Origin of the sequence: Burkholderia sp. JKS000303 (assembly GCF_002563755.1) — a bacterium.
In the GTDB taxonomy this organism is placed as follows: domain Bacteria; phylum Pseudomonadota; class Gammaproteobacteria; order Burkholderiales; family Burkholderiaceae; genus Burkholderia; species Burkholderia anthina_B.
This window is the reverse complement of sequence record NZ_PDBZ01000003.1, coordinates 275,859-299,528: the sequence shown is the minus strand read 5'-3', so window position 1 is coordinate 299,528 and position 23,670 is coordinate 275,859. Positions and strand designations below refer to the sequence as shown.

Below are 23,670 nucleotides of genomic sequence, written 5' to 3'. Positions count from 1 at the left end.
GACCATCCTCGTTCATCCCTGGAGTCCGTCCATGTCTTCAACCTCCGGTGTCGCCGCCCTGACGGTCGGCAAGTCCGCCGTCCGCTGGAAGATATTCGTCGTCATGCTGAGCCTCATCGCGATCAACTACGTCGATCGCGCGTCGCTGTCCGTCGCCATGCCTTACATCTCGCAGGAGTTCAATATCGGGCCGGCGATGGAGGGTCTGATCCTCAGCTCGTTTTTCTGGACCTATGCGGTGATGCAGATTCCGGGCGGGATGCTGGCCGACCGGTTCAAGCCGCGCATCGTGATCGCGACCGCGACCGTGTTCTGGGGCTTCTTCCAGGCGATCGCCGCGGTGTGCACGAACGCGCCGGCGCTGCTGCTCACGCGTCTCGGCCTCGGGGCCGCCGAAGCGCCGATCTATCCGGCCGGCGGCAAGCTCAACGCGATCTGGATGACGCAGACCGAGCGCGGCCGCGGCGCCACGCTGCTCGACGGCGGCGCGCCGCTCGGCGCGGCCCTCGGTGCGGTGCTGATCGCCGGGCTGATCGCGCTGCTCGGCTCGTGGCGGCTTGCATTCGCGGTGGCCGGCGTCGGCACGGTGCTGGCCGGTTTCGTCGCGTGGTCGTACATCCGCAACACGCCGCGCGAGCATCCGGGCGTCAACGACCTCGAAGCCGACTACATCGAGGCATCGCACGCGAGCGATCTCGCGGCCGAGCCGGCCGGTGCGTCGGGCCGCTCGCGCGACTTCTTCAAGTACCGCTCGGTGTGGTGCATGTTCTTCGGCTGGATGTGCTTCAACAGCGTGTTCTACGGGCTGCTCACGTGGATGCCGAACTACCTGCACAAGGTGCACGGCTTCGACATCAAGGAGATGGGTGGCTCGACCTTCATCATCTTTTTCAGCGGCTTCGTCGGCGAACTGCTCGGCGGCTGGATCGCCGACAAGTGGAAGGCCGCGGGCGGCCGCCCGAACGTCGTGATGCGCACGCTGTTCGGCATCGCGGCGGTGATCGCGACCGTGTCGATCTTCTCCGTCGCGTACGTGAAGAGCCCGGTCGTGTGCGTCGCGCTGCTGTCGTCGACGCTGTTCTTCCTGCGCTGGTGCGGGCTGTACTGGTGCATCCCGTCGTCGCTCGGCACGCGCAACAAGATCGGCTTCCTCGGCGGCTTCATGAACCTCGGCGGCAATATCGGCGGCGTCACCGTGCCGATCGTCGTCGGCGCGATCGTGCAGTTCACCGGTTCCTACTTCCTTGCGCTGATGGTGTTCGCGGCGGCCGGCGTCGGCCTGCTCGTGTGCTCCAGCGCGATCGACTACGAAAACAAGCTCCCGGTCTGACCGACCCTTTTCACCGCACTGATTGCATTCACTGGTAGAGAGAAACCCATCATGAAGAAACGTACCCTGCTCGGCATGCTCACCCCTTCGTCCAACACGTCGCTCGAACCGCTGACGAGCGCGATGGTCGCCGGCCTGCCGGGCGTGTCCGCGCACTTCGCGCGCTTCCCCGTGACCGAAATCTCGCTGTCGGGCCAGGCGCTCGGCCAGTTCGACGACGACAAGATCATCCAGGCCGCGATGCTGCTCGCCGACGCGAAGGTCGACGTGATCGCGTGGAACGGCACGTCGTCCGGCTGGCTCGGCTTCGAGGCCGACGAGCGGCTGTGCCAGCGCATCACCGAGGCGACCGGCATTCCGGCCACGACCTCCGTGCTCGCGCTCAACGAGATCCTGAAGAAGACCCACGCGCACGAGTTCGGCCTCGTCACGCCGTATCTCGACGACGTGCAGACGAAGATCGTCGACAACTACCGCCGTTCGGGGCTGAACTGCATCGCCGAGCGCCACCTGAACCTGAAGGTCAATTTCTCGTTCTCCGAAGTGACCGGCGACCAGATCGGCGGGATGGTGCGCGAAGTCGCGAAGGCCGGCCCGCGCGCGATCTCGATCTTCTGCACGAACCTGAACGCCGCGCATCTGGTGCCGGCACTCGAGGAAGAGACGGGCATCCCGATCTACGACACGATCTCGACCGTCGTGTGGAAGTCGCTGCAGCTCGCCGACTACGACACGCGGCAGGTGAAGGGCTGGGGGCGTCTCTTCAGCGACGTGGTCTGAGGCGCGCGCCATGTCGAACGATCTCGATTTCGTGATCCGTCACGCGGACGTCGTGACGGCGGCGGACCGGTTCTCGTGCGACATCGGCATCCGCGCGGGGCGCGTGGCCATGCTCGGCCACGGGCTGCCGCGCGCGCCGCGCGAGCTCGATGCGAGCGGAATGCTCGTGATGCCGGGCGGCGTCGATGCGCACTGCCATCTCGACCAGCCGATGCCCGACGGGCTGAAGATGGCTGACGATTTCCTGACCGGCACGCGCTCCGCGCTGTGCGGCGGCACGACCACCGTCGTGCCGTTCGCCGCGCAGGCGAAGGGGCAGTCGCTGCAGGCCGCCGTCGACGACTATCACCGGCGTGCGGAAGGGCGCGCGCTGATCGACTACGGTTTTCACCTGATCGTCGCCGATCCGACGCCGCACGTGCTGGCCGAGGAATTGCCGCGGCTGATCGCGAACGGCTATACGTCGTTCAAGGTGTACATGACCTACGACGACCTGAAGCTGAACGACCGGCAGATGCTCGACGTGCTGTCGGTCGCGCGCGAGCACGGCGCGCTCGTGATGGTGCATGCGGAGAATTCCGACTGCATCGGCTGGCTGACCGAGCGGCTGCTCGGCGCCGGTCACACCGCGCCGCATTTCCATGCGCATGCGCGGCCGGCGGTGGTCGAGCGCGAGGCGACCCATCGCGCGATCGCGTTCGCCGAACTCGTCGACGTGCCGATCCTGATCGTGCACGTGTCGGGCGCCGAGGCGATCGAGCAGATCCGCTGGGGGCAGTCGCGCGGGTTGCCGATCCTCGCCGAGACGTGTCCGCAGTACCTGTACCTGACGGCCGCCGATCTCGGCCACGACGATCACGGCGGCTACGAAGGCGCGAAGTGCGTGTGCAGCCCGCCGCCGCGCGACCCGGCCAACCAGCAGGCCGTGTGGAAGGCGCTGAAGCAGGGCGTGTTCTCGGTGTTCTCGTCCGATCATGCGCCGTTCAACTACGACGATCCGTGCGGCAAGCATCCGGGCGGCCATGCCGTATCGTTCGACCATATCCCGAACGGCATCCCCGGCCTGGAGACGCGCCTGCCGTTGCTGTTCGACGGTGTGCGCAAGGGGCACCTGTCGCTGCACCAGTTCGTCGAGCTGACGTCGCTGCGGCCCGCGAAGCTGTACGGGCTGTATCCGCGCAAGGGGACGATCGCGGTCGGCGCCGATGCGGACATCGTCGTGTGGGACCCGGACAAGCGCGTGCGGATCGCGAATGCGTCCCTGCATCACGCGGTCGACTACACGCCTTACGAAGGGATCGAGGTGACGGGCTGGCCGCGTCATTGCCTGTCGCGCGGCGAGCTGCTCGTCGAGGACGGCCGGCTGCTCGCGGCCGAGCCGGGGCGCGGGCAGTTCCTGCCGGCCGGCAAGCCGTGTCTCGATTGACGTCCATCGATGCGAGCGCCCGCTCCACGTAGCGGGCGCGGTTTCAACAGGAGCAAATTTTGATGAGCGTTTCCCACGCAATACGCGGCGTCGCGGCCGCCGCGATCGTCGCCGGGTCGTGCGCCGGCCCGGCGCAGGCCGCGGGCGGCGCGCCGCAGGACATGCCGAGCGTCGTGCCCGAATCGGTCGGCGTCGATTCGGCGCCGCTCGTGCGGATGTCCGAATGGCTGCGTCACGACCGGATGGACGTGCGCAGCCTCGTCGTCGTGAAGGACGGCAAGATCGTGTTCGAGCGCTACAGCGACGGCCTCACACGCGACAACAACTACGAGCTGTATTCGGTGACGAAGACGATCACCGCGCTGCTCGCCGGCATCCTCGACGGCGAGGGCAAGCTCGGCCCGTCGACCCGGGTTGCGCCGCTGATCGCGGCCGCGCGGCCCGATCTCGCGAGCGAACTCGCGGACAAGCAGGACATCGAGCTGCGGCACCTGATGTCGATGTCGAGCGGGTTGCGCTACACGACGCGCGAAGGCACCGATCCGCTGTACTACGACGCGCCCGACCGGTTGCGCGTCGCGGTGACGAGCCGTGCCGCGCAGCCGCCCGGCACGCATTTCGACTACATCGACGTGAACCCGGTGCTGGTCGGCACGGCCGTGTCGATTGCGGCGCAGGTGCCCGAGGACGCATTCGCGCGCGAGCGGCTGTTCGGGCCGCTCGGCTTCGCGCATTACCGCTGGAGCGGCGCGGACGGCACCGGCGCGGTGGCGGGCGGCTGGGGCCTGCGGCTGCGCGCCGTCGACATGGCGAAGATAGGCGTGCTGCTGCTCGACAACGGTAGATGGAACGGCCAGCAGATCGTGCCGGCCGGCTGGATCCGGCAGATGACGACGCCGTCGCCGGCCGCGGACGATTACGGTTACTACTGCTGGATTCATCACGTCGTCAAGCACGGCACGCCGGAATTCGGCGCGATGGGCTTCAAGGGGCAATTCATCACGGTGCTGCCCGCGCAGCGCGCGGTCGTCGTGATGACGAGCCTGCTGCCGACCGACGGCGGCTTGCGCGACGCGACCTACCTGAACCTGTATCGGCGAATGGTCGGCGATTACATCCTGCCGGCGCTCACGCCCGCGCGGCCGCCGGTCGAAAGCGCGGCTGCCACGCAGGCGTTGCAAGACGAGCTCGCGCGCAGCCGGCAGACGAAGGGCGTGCCCGGTACCGCCGCCGCGTTCAACGATGCACCGGAGATTTGATGAGGATTGCAAACGGGATTGAAAGCGGGATTACAGGCCCGGCGGCGTGGCCCGATGCGCGGCGGCCTGGCGCGCCTTTCACGCGCCGGCTGCTCGCGCGGTTCGCGGCGTTGCTGATCGGCGGCGGTGCGCTGGCGTCGGCGCCGGCGGTGTCTGCCGCGCAAGCGGCCGACGCGTTGCCGCCGCTGCATGAAACCGGCATCGCAGCCGCCGCGCCGGAGGACGTCGGCGTCGATTCGCGCAAGCTCGTCGACCTGTCGCGCTGGATCCGCGAGCAGAAGCTCGACGTATACAGCCTGCTCGTCGTGAAGGACGGCAAGCTGATCTTCGAGCGCTACGGTGCGAACGCGTCGCGCGAGTCGACCTACGAGCTGTATTCGGTGACGAAGGCCGTGACGTCGCTCGTCGCGGGCATCCTCGTCGATCAGGGCGCGGTGCGGCTCGACGAGCCGGTGGCCGCGCGGCTCGCCGCGTGGCGCCCCGACCTCGGTGGCGCGCTCGCGGACAAGCGAGACATCGCGTTCAAGCACGTGCTGTCGATGTCGAGCGGCCTGCATTACGACTTCCGCCCGAAGGACGATCCGATCTACTACACCGCGCCGGACCGGCTGAAGCTCGCCGTGTCGGCCGCGCCCAGGGTCGCGCCGGGCACCGCGTTCGAATACACGGACGTCAACCCGATCCTCGCATCGGCGCTGTTGAGCGCGGCGGCCGGCGAACCCGTCGAGCGCTACGCGCAGACGCACCTGTTTGCCCCGCTGGACATGAAGCGCGCCGCGTGGGAGCGTGCGGATCGCACCGGCCTCGTGTCGGCCGGATGGGGGTTGCGGTTGCGCGCGATCGACATGGCGAAGATCGGCATGCTCGTGCTCGACGGCGGGCGCTGGCAGGGCCGGCAGGTCGTCCCGCAAGCGTGGATCGCGCAGATGACGACGCCGCGCGTGTCGCCGCATTTCGGCTACTACTGGTGGATCAACAACATCGTCGAGAGCGAGCCCGAATTCGACGCGATGGGCTTCAAGGGGCAGTTCATCACGGTGCTGCCGAAGCGCAATACGGTGATCGTGATGACCGGCGTGCTGCCGGTGGACGGTGGCCTGCGCGATGCGGAGAACGTGAAGTTGTTCCGCCGGATGGTGAACGGCTACATCCTGCCGGCGCTCGATGGCGGGGGGGCGTCGGGGCAGGGTTCGGATGGCATCGATACGCGTGCGGCGCTGCGCGACGAGCTTGAAGTGAGCGCGCGCTCCGCAGGTGTGCCCGGTACGCAGGTCGATCCGACGGATCTGCCGAAGTGGCGACGGCTATAGACGTGCGGTACTGCGCGACGAGCTTGGAGTGAGCGCGCGCACCGCGGACATGCCCGGCGCGCAGGCCGATCCGACGGATCTGCTGAAGTAGCGGCGGCGATGCACGTGCGGTGCTGCGCGACGAGCTTGACGTGAGCGAGCGCATCGCGGGCGCGCCCATCGGATAGGACGATCCGACGATCTCCCGAAGTCGCGGCGTGCATGCGTCCGGCTGGCCGATGCAGGCGAGCCGGGCGCGCCGCTGGATCACGTCACACCAATTCGCCGAGGCATGCGTCGAACTGCGCGACGAGCGTGTCGACATCGTCGGCCGTCGTTTGCGGACACACGAGCATCATGTTGTGGAACGGCGTGATCAGCACGCCGCGATTCAGCAGATACAGATGCACGATGTGCTCCAGCTCGCTGTCGAGCTGTTCGCCCGCGATCGTACCGTTGCGCGGCGGCGTGGGCGTGAACTGGAATTCGGTGCGCGCGCCGATGCGCGTCACGCACCACGGCAGTCCGTGTTGAGCGATCGCCCGTTCGAGCCCGGTTGCGAGTCGCGCGGCCAGTTCGAACATATGCGCATACGCGGCGTCGGTCGCGACTTCCGCGAGTGTCGCGCGCATCGCATGCATCGCCAGCATGTTCGCGGTGAGCGTCGTGCCGATCCCGGAATGGCCGGGCGGCGCGTTCAGCTTTGCCGCTTTCGCGCGTTCCGCGAAGTCGGCGCTGAAGCCGTACACCGCGCACGGCACGCCGCCCGCGATCGGCTTGCCGACCACCAGCACGTCCGGTTCGAGACCGTGCGCGACCGCGTAGCCGCCCGGGCCGCTGCTGATCGTGTGCGTTTCGTCGATCACGAGCAGCGTGCCGTAGCGGCGCGTCAGTGCGCGTGCGGCTTCCCAGAAACCAGGCTCCGGCAGCACCATCCCGATGTTCGTCATCGCCGGTTCCGCGAGCACGCACGCGACGTCGCCATCTTTCAGCGCCGCTTCGAGCGCGTCGAGATCGTTGAACTCGACGACGCGCGTGTTCGCCAGCAGGTCGTACGATTGCCCGAGCAGGCTGTCGCGCTGCACCGGAGCGCCGTCGACGAGATCGACGAACACGTCGTCGACCGTGCCGTGATAGCAGCCGTTGAACACGACGATCGTGTTGCGGCCGGTGGCCGCGCGCGCCCAGCGCAGCACGAAGCGGTTCGCGTCGCTCGCGCTCAGCGCGAACTGCCAGACCGGCAGCTTGAACCGGCGCGCGAGTTCGCGCGACACCCACGCGGCGTCTTCGCTCGGCAGCATCGTCGTGTAGCCGCGCGTCGCCTGCTCGGCGAGCGCGCGCGCGACCGGCTCCGGCGCATGGCCGAACATCGCGCCGGTGTCGCCGAGGCAGAAGTCCGCGTAGCGATGACCGTCGACGTCGGTGAACGTCGCGCCGCGCGCTTCCTTCACGACCAGCGAGAACGGCGTCGACCAGTCCTGCATCCAGTGCAACGGCACGCCGAAGAGCAGGTGCTCGGCTGCTTCTGCCGACAACGCGCGGGATGTCGGCATGGCTTCGGTGAATGCACGACGTTCGCGATCGAACAGCGCGCGGGCGCGGATGAGGTCGACTCCGTGGCGGGTCTGCAATTGATGCTCCTCTGACGGGTTGGAATGGGCGAGTGAGGTCTCCGCGAGCTTGTCATATTCCATGCGCGCGGTCGATTCGGACTCGACCGCGTATCCGTCATACATGCAGTTTGTGCGCATAAAGATACGACAACATATCTCTTTTTTAGAAAAGCGAAACGTGAGTGGGCACACACGTCGAGTCATAAAGGCCGATAAAATAGGGTAAACGACAAATACTGATCGAGCGCTGATCACGTCTAGACTGTTCGGTGTAGTACGACGACGTATGAATTGCGATCCGCCATCCGGCGCATCGACACCCAAACCATCGAAGGAGTGCCCATGGCCGCCCCCAGCCGCCGTTCGTCTTCGTCTGTCCGATCGTTTTCGTCGAAGCGGGTGTCGCGCCGCGCCTTCATCGGCTGGACCGGCGCGCTCGCCGGTAGCGCCGTGCTCGGCGGGCCGCTCGCCGCCACCCGCGCTTTCGCGGCAGGCAGCCCGCCGAATGCGGCAGTCGACCTGATCTGGGGCGAGCACGGCGCGGCCGCGCGCATCGCGGCGTCGCTCGCGCACGTGTCGCGGCTCGCGTTTCGCGGGCGCGACTTCGACGTCGCGCACTACGGCGCGCGTGCCTGCGCGACCGTCGCGCAGACGTCGCCGTACCCGGTGGCGAAATCGCCGGTCAGCCCGGGTTCGGAATTGACGACCGCACCGGGCGCCTTCGACTCGCGCCCGGCGTTTCTCGCGGCAATCGACGCATGCATGCGTGCGGGCGGCGGGCGCGTGGTCGTGCCGCCCGGCAACTGGTATTGCGCGGGGCCGATCGTGCTGCAGAGCAACGTGAATTTCCACCTGAGCGCGAACTGCACGATCTACTTCAGCCCGAACCCGGCCGACTACGCGAAGGACGGCCCGGTCGACTGCGGCGCGAACGGCCGCCTGTACTACAGCCGCTGGCAGGCGAACGACTGCCTGAACTACGGCGCGCCCGTCTATGCGCGCAACGCGACGAATATCGCGCTGACCGGCGAAGGGCCGACGTCCGTGCTCAACGGCCAGGCGATGACGCCGTTTTCCGGCAGCGGAAGCAACAGCGTGTGCTGGTGGACCTACAAAGGGTCGTCGGGCGCATACGGCGCGAGCGCGACGGTGCCGAGCCAGGCGTATGCGAACCCGAACAACGTCGATTTGCGGATCGTCGCACCGGCGATTCCCGACGCGCTCTATGCGCTGCTCACGTCACCCGTCACGCCGTGGCAGCAGGACCAGAACTACCTGCCGGCGCTGTCCGAGGCCGGCGTGCCGGTCGAGAAGCGCATCTTCGGCCTCGGCCACTACCTGCGGCCGTGCATGGTCGAATTCATCGGCTGCACCAACGTGCTGATGGAGAACTACCAGACGCAGAACACGCCGTTCTGGCAGCACCATCCGACCGCGAGCCGCAACGTCGTGATCCGCGGTGTGACGACCAACAGCATCGGCCCGAACAACGACGGTTTCGATCCCGACGCATGCACCGACGTGCTGTGCGAGGACTGCACGTTCAACACCGGCGACGACTGCATCGCGATCAAGTCGGGCAAGGATCGCGACACCGAATACGGGCCGGCGAAGCGGCACCTGATCCGCAACTGCACGATGAACAGCGGCCACGGCGGCATCACGCTCGGCAGCGAAATGGGCGGCGGCGTCGAGCAGATCTATGCGACCAACCTGTCGATGCTGAACGCGAACTGGCAGACCAACCCGCTGAACATCGCGATTCGCGTGAAGACCAACATGAACCGCGGCGGCTACGTGAAGGACTTCCACGTGAAGGGTGTCACGCTGCCGAACGGCGTGACGCAGAAGGGCGGCGGCTACGGCAGTGCGCTGCTCGCGGGCAGCCCGATCAACGCGAGCGTGCCGCTCGGCGTGGTCACGCCGGCGGCCGGCAATCCGTCGGCCGCGCAAGGCGGGATCGTCACGTTCGATTGCGATTACCAGCCCGCGAACGATGCGGTGCGTACGCGGCCGCCGGTCGTGCAGAACGTGACGATCTCGGACGTGACGGCCAGCAACGTGACGCTGAACGGCGTGAGCGCGTCGTGCTTCCAGGCGATCGTCGCGCAGGGGCCGGTCGCGTTCGACTACAACGGCACGCCGCCGACGCCCGCCGTGCAGCCGATCTCCGGCGTGACGATCAGCAACTGCGATTTCGGCACGCCGGTCGCATCCGGCACGGCGACCGTCACGTCGCCGGGGCCGACCTATGCGTTCAACGTGAATGCGATGACGCTGACGAACGTGGTGATCGCCGGGCAGGTGGTCAACACGACGATCACCGACAAGCGGTGATGTAACGGGAAGCGGCAGCGTTCGCGTGCGATCGGCGGGTGAGTCGACGTACGTGAACGCGAGCCTGAAGTCCGAAAGCAGGCGCGTTACGCGAGCGTCTTCACCATGTGGTGTTCATCGTAGAAGCGGCCATCGACGAACAGCGAGCGCGGCTCCGTGCCGAACCGGACGAACCCTTGCGACGCGTACAGCCGTTCCGCGGTGCCGTTGATCTCGTTGACGCACAGCATCAGTTGCGTGCACCGCCACGCTTGCGCCGCATGTGCGGTCGCGCTGTCGAGCAGCGATTGCGCGATGCCGCGCCCGCGATACGCGGGGTCGACGAACACGCCCCAGACCGTTGCCTTGTGCGAGACCTTCGCCCGCGCATCGCGGCGCACGCCGGTGATGCCGACGAGCGAGGCGTCGTCGAATGCGCCGAACACGGCGCGCTCGTGGGTGGCGGTGATGCGCGACGCGAATTCGTCGACCGACACGGCGGCTTCTTCGTCGCGGGTCGGCAGGAACGAGGTCGGTGACGTGTCGACCGCATGCAGGCGGACGGACTGGAATTGCGCCGCATCGGCGGCGTCGAGCAGGCGGATCGTGATCATCGTGTGGGGCGGTCGTGGAGCGGTCGGTATCGGAATCTGCGGCGCGCCGCAGGGCATCGACCATGCTAAGCGGAATCGCACGCGTTTGCCGGGCCGTTCCGGCATGTCGCGTTGCCGCCGCGCGTCGCTCAGATCGCGTCGCGCGGCCGCCGCGCGTCGCCGTCGACGCAGCACGCGAGCACTTCGGCATCGGTGTCGCCGAGGCTCAGGTACACGTGTCCGACCGAGCTGTCGAAATACAGGCTGTCGCCGGTGCCGAGCCGGTACGCATGGCCGTTCTCGAAGCGCAATTCCAGCGCGCCGCTCAGCACGAACACGAACTCCTCGCCGCTGTGCCGGATGTAGTCGGCGAAATCGGACAGCTTGCGTGCATGGATGCGGCCGCGCACCGGCACCATCCGCTTGCCGGTCAGGTCGTTCGCGAGCATCCCGTATGCGTAGTTCGGTGTGTCGTAGACCATCTGCTGGCCGGCCGGCGTGAACGACGGCGTCATCACGCCGGCCGGCGTGGCGCGGCCGAACATCGTGTCGAAATCGAGCGCGAGCGCGTGCGTGAGCGCCGCGAACTTGTCGTAGGTGAGCGCGATGTCGCCGCGCTCGGCTTTCGAAATCGTCGAAACCGCGATACCGGAGCGCTCGGACAACTGCGCGAGCGTCAGGCCGCGCGACTTGCGGGCGTCGCGCAGCCGCGCGCCGACCGTCTGGTGGTCGAGCTGCGGCGGGGCGTCGGCGGTGGGCGGAGCAACGGGGGCAGTGGATTTGGGCATGCGAAAACGGGACGCGGCGTGAATACGGGTTTTGTCGTATACGAGAATAAATTTTATCGTATATGATAATTTTCGTCGAAATCGCCAACGGCGGGCGTGACGGCCACTCTAGCATCGGACGACGCGAAACTCGCGGCGGCCCACGCGAGCGGCCCGATTCGCGACCGTCCGGCGGCGTTTTCCGGACCATTCCCCCGATTCAACCGGCCCGTCGGGGCCGGATCCGCGAAGGTGCAATCCATGTCCAATGACATCAAACGTCTGCAAACCGGCCCGCGCATGAGCCAGGTCGTGATCGCCAACGGCATCGTCCATCTGGCCGGCCAGGTGCCCGACACGGCCGGTGCGCCGATCGCCGTGCAGGCGACCGAAATCCTCACGCGCATCGACGCGCTGCTCGCGTCGGCCGGCGTCGACAAGACGCGCGTGCTGACGGCCAATGTCTGGCTCAGCGACGCCGCGCACTTCGACGCATTCAATGCGGTGTGGGATGCGTGGGTGCCGGCCGGCCACGCGCCGACCCGCGCGTGCGTGCAGGCGCTGCTGATGAAACCCGGTCTCGACGTCGAGATCGCCGTCACCGCGCTCGCGTGACGCCCGCGCCGCACGCCCGAGGAGTGCCCCGATGAAGTTCGATACGCTCGTCCTGGGCGGCGGCATGATCGGCGTGTCGGTCGCCGTTCACCTGCAGCAGCGCGGCCTGTCGGTCGCGCTCGTGGATCGCAAGGCGCCCGGCAACGAAACGTCGCTCGGCAATGCCGGGCTGATCCAGCGCGAAGGCGTGTATCCGTACGCGTTCCCGCGCGGCTTCGGCACGCTGCTGAAATACGCGTGCAACCGCTCGCCGGACGTGCGCTATCACCCGGCCGCCTTGCCGAAACTGATCCCGTTCCTGTATCGCTACTGGCGCAATTCGCATCCGGCGCGCCACGCCGCGATCGCGCGCGCCTATGCGCCGCTGATCGAACACTGCGTGACCGAGCATCGTGCGCTGATCGACGCGGCCGGTGCCGGCGCGCTGCTGCGCGAAGGCGGCTGGCTCAAGGTGTTTCGCACCGCCGCGACCCGCGACGCCGAAACCCGCGACGCCGAGCGCTGGCGCGCGGAATACGGCGTGACCTTCGACGCGCTCGACGCCGCCGCGCTGCGCGACGCGGAGCCGAACCTGAGCCGCGCGCTGATCGGTGCGCTGCGCTATACGGGCTCCGATTCGATCAGCGACCCGAACGGGCTCGTCACCGCGTATGCGCGGCACTTCGAGCAGCTCGGCGGGCGCATCGTGACCGGCGATGCGCTGACGCTGTCGGCCGCGAACGGCTGGCGCGTCGACACCGACGAAGGTCCGCTCGACGCGCGCGCGGCGGTCGTCGCGCTCGGCCCGTGGTCGGACCTGCTGTGCGAGCGGCTCGGCTATACGCTGCCGCTCGCGGTCAAGCGCGGCTACCACATGCACTACGCGGCGCAGCCCGGCGCGCGGCTGAATCGCCCCGTGCTCGATGCCGACAGCGGCTTCCTGATCACGCCGATGACGCGCGGCATCCGCCTGACGACCGGCGTCGAGCTCGGCTATCGCGACACGCCGCCGACGCCGACGCAGCTCGCCGCCGTCGAGCCGGTCGCGCGCGAGCTGTTCCCGCTCGGCGCGCGCGTCGACGGCGCGCCGTGGCTCGGCCGCCGGCCGTGCACGCCCGACATGCTGCCGGTGATCGGCGCGGCGCCGCGCCATCGCGACCTGTGGTTCGCGTTCGGACATGCGCACCACGGGTTCACGCTCGGCCCCGTCACCGGGCGGCTGATCGCCGACCTGATGACCGGCGCGCAGCCGTTCGTCGACCCGACGCCGTTTCGCGTCGAACGCTTCCTGCACGGCCGCTGAATCCGGCGCCGCGCGATGCAAGGGGCCCCGCGCACGACGCCGGGGCGCCCGCCCAGCGGCCGTCCGATCCGGCGAGCCGCGACGATCCACGACTGGAGACAACATGCAACAGCACACGATGCGGCGCGAGCTCGGCGCGCGCCAGATCTCGTTCATGGCGCTCGGGATGGCCATCGGCGTCGGCCTGTTCCTCGGCTCGGCGTCCGCGATCCACGCGGCCGGGCCCGGCGCACTGGTCGCATACCTGATCGGTGGCGCGATGATCTTCCTGATCATGCGCGCGCTCGGCGAGATGGCCGTGCACCGGCCGGTGTCCGGCTCGTTCGGCGCGTATGCGTTCGAATACCTCGGGCCGTTTGCCGGCTACCTGGTCGGCTGGACCTACTGGCTGTTCATGGTCGGCGTCGGCGTCGCGGAGACGACGGCCGTCGGCATCTACATGGGATTCTGGTTTCCGGCGGTGCCGCAGTGGATCTGGGTCGTAGCGGCGATCGCCGCGATCGCCGGCTTCAACCTGCTGAACGTGAAGGTGTACGGCGAGCTGGAATTCTGGTTCGCGCTCGTGAAGGTCGGCACGATCCTGCTGATGATCGCGGGCGGCGCGCTGATCGTGTTCACCGGCATCGGCCATCACGGCGAGCCGGTCGGCCTGTCGAACCTGTGGCGGCACGGCGGCGTGTTCCCGCACGGCGTGCTCGGGCTCGTGAGCGCGCTGCCGATCGTCGCGTATTCGTTCGCGGGCGTCGAGATGATCGGCCTCACGGCCGGCGAGGCGCGCGATCCGCAGAAGGCGATCCCGCGTGCGATCAACTCGGTGCTGTGGCGCATCCTGATCTTCTACGTCGGCGCGCTGTTCATCATCATGGCGCTGTACCCGTGGAACGAACTCGGCGAGCACGGCAGCCCGTTCGTCACGACGTTCGAATCGCTCGGGCTGCGGCAGGCGGCCGGCGTGGTCAACTTCGTGGTCGTCACGGCCGCGCTGTCGAGCTTCAACTGCATCGTGTTCAGCGGCGCGCGGATGCTGTCGAGCATGGCCGGCAACGGCCTCGCGCCCGCGCCGTTCGCGACGCTGAGCGCGAGCGGCTCGCCGTCGCGCGCGGTCGGTGCGACCGTCGTGTTCATGTCGGTCGGCGTGCTGCTGAACTACGTGATTCCCGCGCGCGTGTTCGGCTGGCTGATGTCGTTCCTGTCGTTCGACGTGGCCGTGATCTGGGCGATGATCGTGCTGACCCACATGCAGTTCCGGCGCGTGATGGCCGCGCGCGGCGTGACGCCGGCGTTCCGGATGCCGTGTGCGCCGGCCACGTCGTGGATCTGCCTCGCGTTCGTCGCGTTCGTGTTCGTGATGCTCGGCGTCGATGCGGCCACGCGCGGGTCGCTGTATGTCGGCACCGGGCTGCTGGTGCTGCTGGCGATGATCTACCGGCGATCGCGGCGTCTGCAGGCGGCCGCGCATTCGACGCGCGTCGCGCTGGGGGCCGAGCGCGTGTGAGTGTCAGGCGCGTTTGCTGATGCGAACGCGCGGCACTGCGGGTACGCCGCGTCGGTTCAAGGAGGGCAGGGGAACTGAAACGCACTCGCCGTCGAGCCGGGCCGGCACGACGGCGTCAAGCGCGTGAAATGCGTGAAGCGCGCGTGAGAAGCGCGTGAGAAACATGCCGTGCGCCCGATCGGATCAGGCGCGCACGACCCGCATCAATACCGCGCGAGCTGATTGCCGTTGATCTGCACGCGATCGCCCGGGCGCAGGTCGCCCGGCGACTGCACGTCGAACGAGCGCGTCGAGCCGTCGCTGAGCTGCACGTCGATCCGGTAGCTGCTCGGCGGTTGCGCCGCGCCCATCTGCTGGCCGATCTGGTTGCCGGCGACGGCACCGCCGAGTGCGCCGATCACGGTCGCCGCATCGCGGCCGTGGCCGCGGCCGAACTGGTTGCCCAGCACGCCGCCGACCAGTGCACCGACGACGGTGCCCGCGACGCCCGACGGGCCGACCGAGCCGTTGACCGGCAGGATGTTCGAGACCGTGCCGTATTGCGTGCCGTAGCCGTTGCCGTACTGGCCGCCGTACGGCTGCTGGTTCGCGTAAGGCTGCGACCCGTATTGCGGCTGGTTGCCATACTGGTCGTACGGTTGCGGCGCCTGGTTCGGATACGCCGGCTGCTGCGGCTGCACGTAGCCCGGTTGCGAATACGCGGGTTGCGCGTAGCCGGGCGTCGCGTATTGCTGTTGCGGATAGCCCGGTTGCGCGCCGTAGTAACCCGGCGCGACACAGGCGGTCAGCGGAAGCGCCGCCACGGCGACGAGCGAGGCGAACAGAACGGTCTTCGTGGAAGGCATGCGCATCATGGTGTTTCCTGCATCGGCAACGTGTTCGCCGACGAATGCCGGGACGGGTGGCGAACTCGGCGTGAGTATAAGGAATGGGCGGATGCGCGTCCGTTGCGACCGGGTAACAACGTGTAAAGTCTGTTGCCGCGCAACTCGCCGTCGGGCCATGCGGCGCGGCGTGCGCGGCATCGGCGGCCCACCCGCCCGCGTGATCGCACCCCATCCCCCGCCAGGCCTGGCGTGCGCGTGCGCCGCACATCATGAAATCGAATGCGCGGCATCGCGACATTTAATTGGCCACTGGCCGCCCCGTCCGATATCGTGACCGGATTCCCTGCCCACAGTCGCGCCGTGCCGGCCGCGGTTCCTTCCCCTGTCCGCGTCGACGTCGCGCAGCGACTGCCTCACCACCATTCCGAGTCATGACCACCGATCGTTTCTTCACCAACGCCGTCGATGCCGGCGGCCAGCCCATCAACCTCGTCGTCCATGACGGCCGCTTCGTCCAGATCGGCGCCGATTGCACCGCCGCGCCCGGCGCGGAAACGATCGACCTCGGCGGACGCGTCGTGCTGCCCGGCTTCGTCGACGGCCACATCCACCTCGACAAGAGTTTCGTCGGCGATCGGTGGGTGCCGCACGAATCGGTCGGCTCGCTGCGCGAGCGCCTCGCGGTCGAGAAGCGCCAATTGGCGGCTGCGCCGGCGATCGTCGAGCGCGCCAATGCGCTGATCGAGCAGGCCGCCGCATTCGGCACGATCGCGATGCGCAGCCACGTCGACGTCGACGCGACGACGGGCCTGTCGAACCTGCAGGCCGTGATGGCCGCGCGCGAACAATGGCGCGGAATCGTCGACATCGAACTGGTCGCGTTTCCGCAGGCCGGCGTCGTGACGTGCCCGGGCACCGCCGGGATCCTCGATGCAGCCGTGCGCGAAGGCGCGGACGTGATCGGCGGGATCGATCCGACGACGCTCGACGGCGACGCGGACGGCCAGCTCGACATCGTGTTCGGCATCGCAGAGAAGCGCGGCGCGAAGATCGACATCCACCTGCACGAACCCGGCGAGACGGGCATCGCGCAATTGCTGCGGATCGCGGCGCGCACGCGCGCGGCGGGCCTCGGCGGCCGCGTGAACGTGAGCCACGCATACGCCCTCGGCCAGGTGAGCCACGACGACGTCGAGCGTGCGGCCGCGGCGCTCGCCGACGCCGGCGTGTCGATCCTCACCAACGCGCCGGGCGACTGCGCATTCCCGCCGGTGCTGCAGCTGCGCGCCGCGGGCGTGCACGTGTTCGCCGGCAACGACAACATCCGCGACGCATGGTGGCCGTACGGCAACGGCGACATGCTGCAACGCGCGATGATGGTCGGCTACCGGTCGGGCTTTTATACCGACGAAGCGCTCGGCATCGCGCTCGACATGGCGACGCATGCCGGCGCGCGTGCGGTCGGCAAGGACAACTACGGTATCGCGGTCGGCTGCGACGCGAGCTTCGTCGCGGTGAGCGCGCCGAATGCGGCAGCGGCCGTCGCCGGCGTGCCGGCCGAACGCTGGGTGTTCCGTCGCGGCGTCAGCGATACGGCCGCGCCGTTCGCGCCCGGGCTGCGCTTCACGCGATAACGACCTGACCGCCGTCACGGTGCGCGCATCGTGACGGCCCTGCACTGACCGACCCTACCGGAACCGACATGACGAACCTGCTGATCCGCAACGTCCGCACCCACGCCGACGACGCGCTCGACATCCTGATCGACGGCGATCGCATCGCGCGCGTCGGCCCGTCGCTCGACGCGCCCGCCGGCTGCGCGATCGAGGACGGCGCGCTCGCGCTCGCGCTGCCCGGCCTCGTCGAAGGCCACACGCACCTCGACAAGACGCACTGGGGAATGCCGTGGTATCGCAACGCGGTGGGCCCGCGCCTCGTCGACCGCATCGAGAACGAGCGCCACTACCGCGCGACGAGCGGCCACGACGCCGGCGCTGCATCGCTCGCGCTGTCGCGCGCGTTCCTCGCGGCCGGCACGACGCGCATCCGCACGCACGTCGACGTCGACACCGAAGCCGGGCTGCGGCATCTGCACGGCGTGCTCGCGACGCGCGAGACGCTGCGCGGCCAGGTTGACATCCAGATCGTCGCGTTTCCGCAGTCGGGCGTGCTCAAGCGGCCCGGCACGGCCGCGCTGCTGTCCGACGCGCTCGGCGCGGGCGCCGACCTGCTTGGCGGGCTCGATCCGTGCGCGATCGAAGGCGATCCGGTCGAGGCGGTGGACGTGCTGTTCGGCATCGCCGAACGCCACGGCCGCGGGCTGGACCTGCACCTGCACGAGCGCGGTTCGATGGGCGCGTATTCGCTCGACCTGATCCTGCAGCGCACGGCCACGCACGGGATGCAGGGCAAGGTCACGATCAGCCATGGCTTCTGCCTTGGCGATATCGCCGAGCGCGAGCGCGATGCGCTGCTCGCGCGGATGGCCGAGCTGGGCGTCGCGATCGTCACCACCGCGCCGGCCGCGGTGCCGGTGCCGGCCGTTGCCGCGTGCCGCGCGGCCGGCGTGACCGTCATCGGCGGCAACGACGGCGTGCGCGACACGTGGACGCCGTACGGTTCGCCCGACATGCTCGAGCGCGCGATGCTGATCGGCATGCGCAACGATTTCCGCCGCGACGACGCGCTCGACATCGCGCTCGACTGCGTGACGCACAGCGCCGCGCGCGGTTGCGGTTTCGCCGACTACGGCCTGGAAGCCGGCAAGCGCGCGGATGTCGTGCTCGTCGATGCGCTGACGTTCGCCGAGGCGGTCGTCGCGCGGCCAACGCGGCGGCTCGTCGTGTCGTCGGGGAAGATCGTCGCGCGCAACGGCGCGCTGGTCTGAGCGTGGCGTCGCCCCGGTATGATCGGGCTTCTTTCAGCCTGATCCTCCGGGAGACGACGATGCGACGCAGATGGACGATGGGCGCGATGGCGGCACCGGCCGCACGATGGATGGCAGCGGCGCTGTTCGCTGTGACGGCCGTGCATGCGGCGGCGGCCGGCGCGGACGATGCGCAGCAGGAAGCGAATCGCCGCACGGTGCTCGCGTTCTATGAAAAAGGCCTGAACGAGAAGGATGCCGATGCCGCGCTCGCGTATGTCGGCGATCACTACGTGCAGCACAACCCGAACGCGGCCGACGGCCGCGACGGCTTCCGCAAGTTCGTCGCGTTCCTGCGCGACAAATATCCGCAGTCGCACAGCGAGATCAAGCGCGCGTTCGTCGACGGCGACTACGTGATCCTGCACGTGCACGCGGTGCGCGAACCCGGCACGCGCGGCAGCGCGATCATGGACATCTTCCGGCTCGAGCACGGCAAGATCGTCGAGCACTGGGACGTGAACCAGCCGGTGCCGGAGCAGGCCGCGAACGGGAACACGATGTTCTGACGAAGGTCGCCCGCCGGGTGCGGCGCCTTCATGTCGATCCGAGACGTCGCACCGCGCCTGGCGCCTACGCCGGTTCTTGCTCCAGCATTGCCGCGAGCGTTCTGGTCAGCTCGCTGACCATCGGATCGGCGGTCGGCCGATGCAGGATCGCGATGTCCATGTTCTCGATCGGCGCGAAGCCGTCCTTCTCGGTCAGCACCACGTGCTCGTCGGTCACCACGCGCGCGGGCAGCACGCTGATGCCGAGCCCGTCCGCGACGGCCGCCTGGATGCCGCTCAGGCTCGACGTCGTGAAGCTGATCCGCCAGCGGCGGCCGCGCTCCTCGATCGCCTTGATCATGTCGTCGCGATAGAGCCCGCGCGGCGGGAACACGACGATCGGCACCGGATCGAGATTGATCGTCGGATGCTGCGCGCTGTCGATCCAGCGCAGTTTCTCGGGCCAGCGCACCACCGCCTCGCGGCTGTCGCGGCGCTGCTTGATCAGCACGAGATCGAGCTCGCCGCGATCGTATGCCGCGCTGATGTCGCGGCTCAGCCCGCACATCACTTCGAGCTTCACCTGCGGGTGATCGCGCCGGAACGCGGCAAGCACGTGCGTCGTGCGGCCCGCCGCGAAATCGTCGGGCACGCCGAGCCGGATCGTCAGCGCGACGGTCGCACCCGACAGCGCTTCCAGCATTTCGTCGTTCAGCGCGAGCATGCGCCGCGCGTAGCTGAGCACCGTCACGCCGGCGTCGGTGGGCCGCACGTCGCGCGTGCCGCGATCGAGCAGGCGATGACCGGCGATCTCCTCCAGCCGTCGAACCTTCTGGCTGACCGTCGACTGCGTCGAATGCAGGCGCGCGGATGCCGTCGTGAAGCTGCCGCAATCGGCGACCATCACGAGCGCGCGCAGCAGGTCGAGGTCGAACAAAGGTCTATTCATTTCTGCACTTCTGTGGATTCGAACATTTCATTTTCAAATGTGTGCGACGACTTTTAACATGCCCGGACGTCGCCAGCAATTGCGGTTTCGCCGGACCCGGGCGCAGCGGCGCGTACGGACATGCAAGGAGGAAACGGGATGTTTTTCAAACGAATCGCGATCATCGGCTCGTTTGCGTTGACGACGCTTACATCGGCCGTGGCGGCCGCCGACGGCGGCGCGCCCGAAGGCCGGCTGCGCAGCGCCGCCGATCGGGGCGACGCGGGCGAGGTCCGCATGCTGCTCGAGCGCGGTGCGCGGATTGATTCGCGCGACGGGCAGGGCCGTACCGCGCTGCTGCTCGCGACGCACGGCAACCATGTGGAGGCGGCGCGCGTGCTGATCGACGCGGGCGCCGACGTCAACGCGAAGGATGCGATCCAGGACAGTCCGTATCTGTATGCGGGGGCACGCGGCCGTCTCGACATCCTGCGCATGACGCTCGCGCACGGCGCGGACCTGAGCAGTACGAACCGGTATCGCGGCACCGCGCTGATTCCGGCGGCCGAGCGCGGCCACGTGGAGACGGTGCGCACGCTGATCGACGCGGGTGTGAACGTCGATCACGTGAACCGGCTCGGCTGGACCGCGCTGCTCGAAGCGATCATGCTCGGCGACGGCAGCGAACGCTATGTGCGGATCGTGCAGCTGCTGATCGATGCGAAGGCGAACGTGAACCTGGCGGATTCGAACGGCGAGACGCCGCTGCAGCATGCGCGCAGCCGCGGGTATGCGCAGATCGAGCGGATTCTGGCGGCGGCGGGCGGGCGGTAGGGTTAGCGGCGGCGCGACTTGTGCGCGGGGCTGGCGCCGGGAAGCTGCTGGAGGAACTCGCCGGCCAGATTCGCGCAGTAGTCGAACGCATGAGGACGGTGCCGCGGCCGAATGTCCGGAACGGACGTGCCGTGCTTTCGTATTTCGTCGATGAGCGTCAGCGCATGACGGAAAAGGCCCTGCCACGGGCCCTCGGGCAAGTCGGCTGATGCAATCACGCCCATACCTCCCGGTACAGATGAAGATTCCTTGACCACGCGGCAAGGTTTTTCCAGATGGCTCGAAGCGGCGTGCCGGAGCGTTCGGCGGCTTCCTCGACGGCCTTCACCACGACGGGAAGCGGCACCTCATCGAGAATGACGGAGATCTGCGATTCGTATCCCGCCGGAATCTGTCCCGTGCTTAACGCGTCGGCCAGCAGGTGCTCGGTCAATTCGCCTTTGTAGCTCACGTTCGAGCTCACGACGGCCTTGTAAAGGCCGCTTTGAGGCGGTCGCGGCTGCGCCAGGAGTTCGATGCCGAGCACATTGAGCAACGGGATCAGCTTGTTGATTCCAAGATCCTTCACCTTGCCGGTTTCAAGTTGATTCACCGTGAGGCGAGACAATCCGGCGAGTCGTGCAAGCTGAGCCTGTGTGAGGTCGAGCTCGGCCCTCCGTTTTGCAACGGCCTGACCGATTTCATAGAGTTGCATGCTCACCTCCGACGCAGGTTTATCTCACGCGAATGTAAGGTATACCTTACATCTCAACCATGTGTGTCGCCACCCACGGTCGCTGATGCGGTATAGGATGCGTGGCCGTACAGGTCGATCGGCATCGGGAGGGTAGCGATCGGTCTAGCTGTATAGACATTCCGGCCGGGCGGATATCGGTAGAAGCTCGTTTTGTGGCGGATGAGCATCACGCCGGGTAAACGTGGAAAATAGAGCAAAATTCCCGCAAAAATAACCATTTATTGATTATCTGCGCCACTATTTGCCGCGATTTCGTTCTCGATTCCACGATTTCGGACCCCCTCCATTTCCCCTGCTTGCGCTCAAAAATTGAGCGGTCTAGACTGCATCGCAGTTCCATCGAAGTCCCCGTCTTTTCGCGACCCGCGCCGGGCATGCCGGCACGACGCTCCCCAACGGACGCCCGGCGCTCGCCCGCCACGTCGAGACCACAAGGACACACAATGAATCGCACTGCAAAGCTCGTCGTATCCGCGCTGGCGTTCGCGCCGCTCGTCTCGTTCGCGCAGGACACGGCGACGATCCGCTGGGGCATCGATCCCACCTATCCGCCGTTCGAGGCGAAGCAGCCTGACGGCTCGCTCGCCGGCTTCGACATCGACCTGCGCAATGCGCTTTGCGAGCAGATGCATGCGAAATGCGTGTGGGTGGAGCAGGGCTTCGACGGGATGATTCCGGCGCTGCGCGCGCGCAAGTTCGACGTGATCATGTCCGCGATGACCGCCACCGACGAGCGGCTCAAGCAGATCGACTTCTCGAACAAGCTGTATGCGTCGCCGGGCGCGCTCGTCGCACCCGTCGGCTCGAAGCTGCTGCCGACCGCGGCGTCGCTCGCCGGCAAGCGCATCGGCATCGACCAGGGCACGACGCAGGAAGCGTACGCGAAGGCCGAATGGGCGCCCAAGGGCGTGACGATCGTGTCGTACCAGAACCAGGACCAGGTGTATCAGGATCTGGTGAACGGCCGGCTCGACGCGACCTTCCAGGACAAGACGCAGGCCGGCTACGCGTTCCTGAAGACGCCGCGCGGCAAGGGCTACGCGGTTGCCGGCCCCGACGTGACCGACGTGCGCATCACTGGCTACGGCGTCGCGATGGGCGTGCGCAAGGGCGACGCCGACATGAAGAAGCGGCTGAACGACGCGATCGCCGAGATCCGCGCGAACGGCACGTACCAGAAGATCGCCGCGAAATATTTCGACTTCGACATCTACGGCGCGAAGCAGCAACTGACCTCCGCACCGTGACTCCATGACTCATTCAATCGACAGGCAACCCATGACGAGTATCCAGGACCGCGTCGCACAAGCCGTGACGCCCGAACTGATCGCCGCCTTCCGCGACGAAGGCGCCGTGTGCATCAAGGGCATTTTCTCGCCCGACGAAGTGGCCGCGCTGCGTGCCGGCATCGACACGAACCTTGCGCAGCCGAGCGAACGCGCGAAGGTCGCGAGCCGGCCGGACGATCCAGGCTGGTTCTTCGAGGACTTCTGCAACTGGCAGCACAACGACGCGTACCGCGACTTCATCGTGAATTCGCCCGCGCCGTCGGTGGCCGCCGCGCTGATGGGCACGCAGACCGTGCGACTGCATCACGACCACCTGCTCGTGAAGGAGCCGGGCACGCGGCAGCGCACGCCGTGGCACCAGGACCAGCCGTACTACAACATCGAAGGCGACGACAACGTCAGCATGTGGATTCCGGTCGACCCGGTGCCGCTCGAATCGACGCTGGAATTCGTCGCCGGCTCGCACCAGGGGCCGTGGCTGATGCCGCGCACCTTCATGGACAAGGAGGCGAAGTGGTTTCCGGAAGGCAGCCTCGCCGACCTGCCGGACATCGAAGCCGACCGTTCCGCGTTCCCGATCCGCCACTGGGCGCTCGAACCGGGCGACATGGTGTGCTTCCGGATGCTGACGCTGCATGCGTCGGGCGGCACGCAGAATCGCCGGCGCGCGTTTTCGATCCGCTTCGTCGGCGACGATATCCGTCACGCGCCGCGCCGCTGGAAGACCTCGCCCGAGTTCCCCGGGCTCGCGGATCAGCTGCCGGACGGCGCACGGCTCGAGCATCCGCTGTTTCCGGTCGTGTGGTCGCACGGCGCGGGGCAGGCCGACGCGATCTGATCGGCGGATATCGGCGACATGACCCGCTGCTTCATGCGC

At 67.8% G+C, this 23,670-nt stretch carries 22 protein-coding genes; 15 read left to right on the top strand and 7 right to left on the bottom strand.

The features are described from left to right. Positions 1-31: 31 nt before the first annotated feature. The 5 genes from BX604_RS29260 (at position 32) to BX604_RS29240 (ending at position 6,105) form a co-directional block, all read left to right on the top strand. A complete protein-coding gene (locus tag BX604_RS29260) occupies positions 32-1,330 on the top strand; it encodes an MFS transporter (protein ID WP_098554329.1) in 1,299 nt (432 codons plus the stop codon). A 51-nt stretch (positions 1,331-1,381) separates the two neighbouring features. Further along, on the top strand, positions 1,382-2,110 hold the full coding sequence (locus BX604_RS29255) for a maleate cis-trans isomerase family protein (protein WP_098554328.1): 729 nt from the start codon (positions 1,382-1,384) through the stop codon (positions 2,108-2,110). A 10-nt stretch (positions 2,111-2,120) separates the two neighbouring features. Beyond that, the gene (gene hydA / locus BX604_RS29250) at positions 2,121-3,536 is read left to right on the top strand and encodes a dihydropyrimidinase (protein ID WP_098554327.1); all 1,416 of its coding nucleotides are present in this window, start codon (positions 2,121-2,123) and stop codon (positions 3,534-3,536) included. Positions 3,537-3,598: 62 nt separating this feature from the next. Further along, complete coding sequence (locus BX604_RS29245) at positions 3,599-4,795, top strand: serine hydrolase domain-containing protein (RefSeq protein WP_098554326.1); 1,197 nt, start codon at positions 3,599-3,601, stop codon at positions 4,793-4,795. Next, the gene (locus BX604_RS29240) at positions 4,795-6,105 is read left to right on the top strand and encodes a serine hydrolase domain-containing protein (RefSeq protein ID WP_098554325.1); all 1,311 of its coding nucleotides are present in this window, start codon (positions 4,795-4,797) and stop codon (positions 6,103-6,105) included. The genes BX604_RS29245 and BX604_RS29240 overlap by 1 nt, the downstream gene beginning before the upstream one ends. A gap of 251 nt (positions 6,106-6,356) precedes the next feature. On the opposite strand, the gene BX604_RS29235 is transcribed toward BX604_RS29240, so the two are convergent. Beyond that, entirely contained in the window at positions 6,357-7,715 is a 1,359-nt protein-coding gene (locus BX604_RS29235; RefSeq protein ID WP_098555065.1) for an aspartate aminotransferase family protein, read from the bottom strand. Between the two features lie 324 nt (positions 7,716-8,039). Between BX604_RS29235 and BX604_RS29230 the strand changes: the two genes are divergently transcribed. Beyond that, positions 8,040-10,034 carry a glycoside hydrolase family 28 protein gene (locus BX604_RS29230; RefSeq protein ID WP_098554324.1) on the top strand — a complete coding sequence of 665 codons (1,995 nt, stop codon included), beginning with the start codon at positions 8,040-8,042 and terminating at the stop codon, positions 10,032-10,034. 86 nt (positions 10,035-10,120) lie between these two features. Here the strand turns inward: BX604_RS29230 and BX604_RS29225 are convergent, their stop codons facing one another. Further along, the gene (locus BX604_RS29225) at positions 10,121-10,627 is read right to left on the bottom strand and encodes a GNAT family N-acetyltransferase (protein WP_098554323.1); all 507 of its coding nucleotides are present in this window, start codon (positions 10,625-10,627) and stop codon (positions 10,121-10,123) included. 128 nt (positions 10,628-10,755) lie between these two features. After that, positions 10,756-11,394, bottom strand: a complete 639-nt coding sequence (locus BX604_RS29220) for a helix-turn-helix domain-containing protein (protein ID WP_098554322.1) — start codon at positions 11,392-11,394, stop codon at positions 10,756-10,758. Positions 11,395-11,634: 240 nt separating this feature from the next. On the opposite strand from BX604_RS29220, the gene BX604_RS29215 reads away from it, so the two are divergent. The 3 genes from BX604_RS29215 (at position 11,635) to BX604_RS29205 (ending at position 14,765) form a co-directional block, all read left to right on the top strand. Further along, positions 11,635-11,988 carry a RidA family protein gene (locus BX604_RS29215; RefSeq protein ID WP_098554321.1) on the top strand — a complete coding sequence of 118 codons (354 nt, stop codon included), beginning with the start codon at positions 11,635-11,637 and terminating at the stop codon, positions 11,986-11,988. A 31-nt stretch (positions 11,989-12,019) separates the two neighbouring features. Further along, positions 12,020-13,270 carry an NAD(P)/FAD-dependent oxidoreductase gene (locus BX604_RS29210; RefSeq protein ID WP_098554320.1) on the top strand — a complete coding sequence of 417 codons (1,251 nt, stop codon included), beginning with the start codon at positions 12,020-12,022 and terminating at the stop codon, positions 13,268-13,270. A 103-nt stretch (positions 13,271-13,373) separates the two neighbouring features. Further along, positions 13,374-14,765, top strand: coding sequence for an amino acid permease (locus BX604_RS29205; protein WP_098554319.1), 1,392 nt, complete (start codon positions 13,374-13,376; stop codon positions 14,763-14,765). Between the two features lie 203 nt (positions 14,766-14,968). Here BX604_RS29205 and BX604_RS29200 read toward each other — a convergent pair whose 3' ends face one another. Then, a complete protein-coding gene (locus tag BX604_RS29200; RefSeq protein ID WP_098554318.1) occupies positions 14,969-15,619 on the bottom strand; it encodes a glycine zipper 2TM domain-containing protein in 651 nt (216 codons plus the stop codon). Positions 15,620-16,023: 404 nt separating this feature from the next. Here BX604_RS29200 and BX604_RS29190 point away from each other — a divergent pair, with 404 nt between their 5' ends. The 3 genes from BX604_RS29190 (at position 16,024) to BX604_RS29180 (ending at position 19,027) form a co-directional block, all read left to right on the top strand. Continuing rightward, positions 16,024-17,226, top strand: coding sequence for an amidohydrolase family protein (locus BX604_RS29190; protein WP_098554316.1), 1,203 nt, complete (start codon positions 16,024-16,026; stop codon positions 17,224-17,226). A 68-nt stretch (positions 17,227-17,294) separates the two neighbouring features. After that, entirely contained in the window at positions 17,295-18,479 is a 1,185-nt protein-coding gene (locus BX604_RS29185) for an amidohydrolase family protein (RefSeq protein ID WP_098554315.1), read from the top strand. 59 nt (positions 18,480-18,538) lie between these two features. After that, positions 18,539-19,027: a nuclear transport factor 2 family protein gene (locus BX604_RS29180; protein ID WP_098554314.1), complete on the top strand. Its 489-nt coding sequence runs from the start codon at positions 18,539-18,541 to the stop codon at positions 19,025-19,027. Positions 19,028-19,091: 64 nt separating this feature from the next. Here BX604_RS29180 and BX604_RS29175 read toward each other — a convergent pair whose 3' ends face one another. Next, the gene (locus BX604_RS29175; protein WP_098554313.1) at positions 19,092-19,955 is read right to left on the bottom strand and encodes a LysR family transcriptional regulator; all 864 of its coding nucleotides are present in this window, start codon (positions 19,953-19,955) and stop codon (positions 19,092-19,094) included. A gap of 138 nt (positions 19,956-20,093) precedes the next feature. Here BX604_RS29175 and BX604_RS29170 point away from each other — a divergent pair, with 138 nt between their 5' ends. Continuing rightward, entirely contained in the window at positions 20,094-20,768 is a 675-nt protein-coding gene (locus tag BX604_RS29170) for an ankyrin repeat domain-containing protein (RefSeq protein ID WP_098554312.1), read from the top strand. 2 nt (positions 20,769-20,770) lie between these two features. Here the strand turns inward: BX604_RS29170 and BX604_RS39160 are convergent, their stop codons facing one another. Together BX604_RS39160 and BX604_RS29165 are read right to left on the bottom strand one after the other, a co-directional pair. Continuing rightward, entirely contained in the window at positions 20,771-20,992 is a 222-nt protein-coding gene (locus BX604_RS39160) for a hypothetical protein (protein ID WP_179894909.1), read from the bottom strand. Further along, complete coding sequence (locus BX604_RS29165; RefSeq protein ID WP_098554311.1) at positions 20,983-21,462, bottom strand: helix-turn-helix domain-containing protein; 480 nt, start codon at positions 21,460-21,462, stop codon at positions 20,983-20,985. The genes BX604_RS39160 and BX604_RS29165 overlap by 10 nt, the downstream gene beginning before the upstream one ends. A gap of 485 nt (positions 21,463-21,947) precedes the next feature. Between BX604_RS29165 and BX604_RS29160 the strand changes: the two genes are divergently transcribed. Both BX604_RS29160 and BX604_RS29155 read left to right on the top strand, forming a co-directional pair. Next, on the top strand, positions 21,948-22,751 hold the full coding sequence (locus BX604_RS29160; protein WP_098554310.1) for an ABC transporter substrate-binding protein: 804 nt from the start codon (positions 21,948-21,950) through the stop codon (positions 22,749-22,751). 31 nt (positions 22,752-22,782) lie between these two features. Continuing rightward, positions 22,783-23,631: a phytanoyl-CoA dioxygenase family protein gene (locus BX604_RS29155; protein ID WP_098554309.1), complete on the top strand. Its 849-nt coding sequence runs from the start codon at positions 22,783-22,785 to the stop codon at positions 23,629-23,631. Positions 23,632-23,670 lie beyond the last annotated feature (39 nt).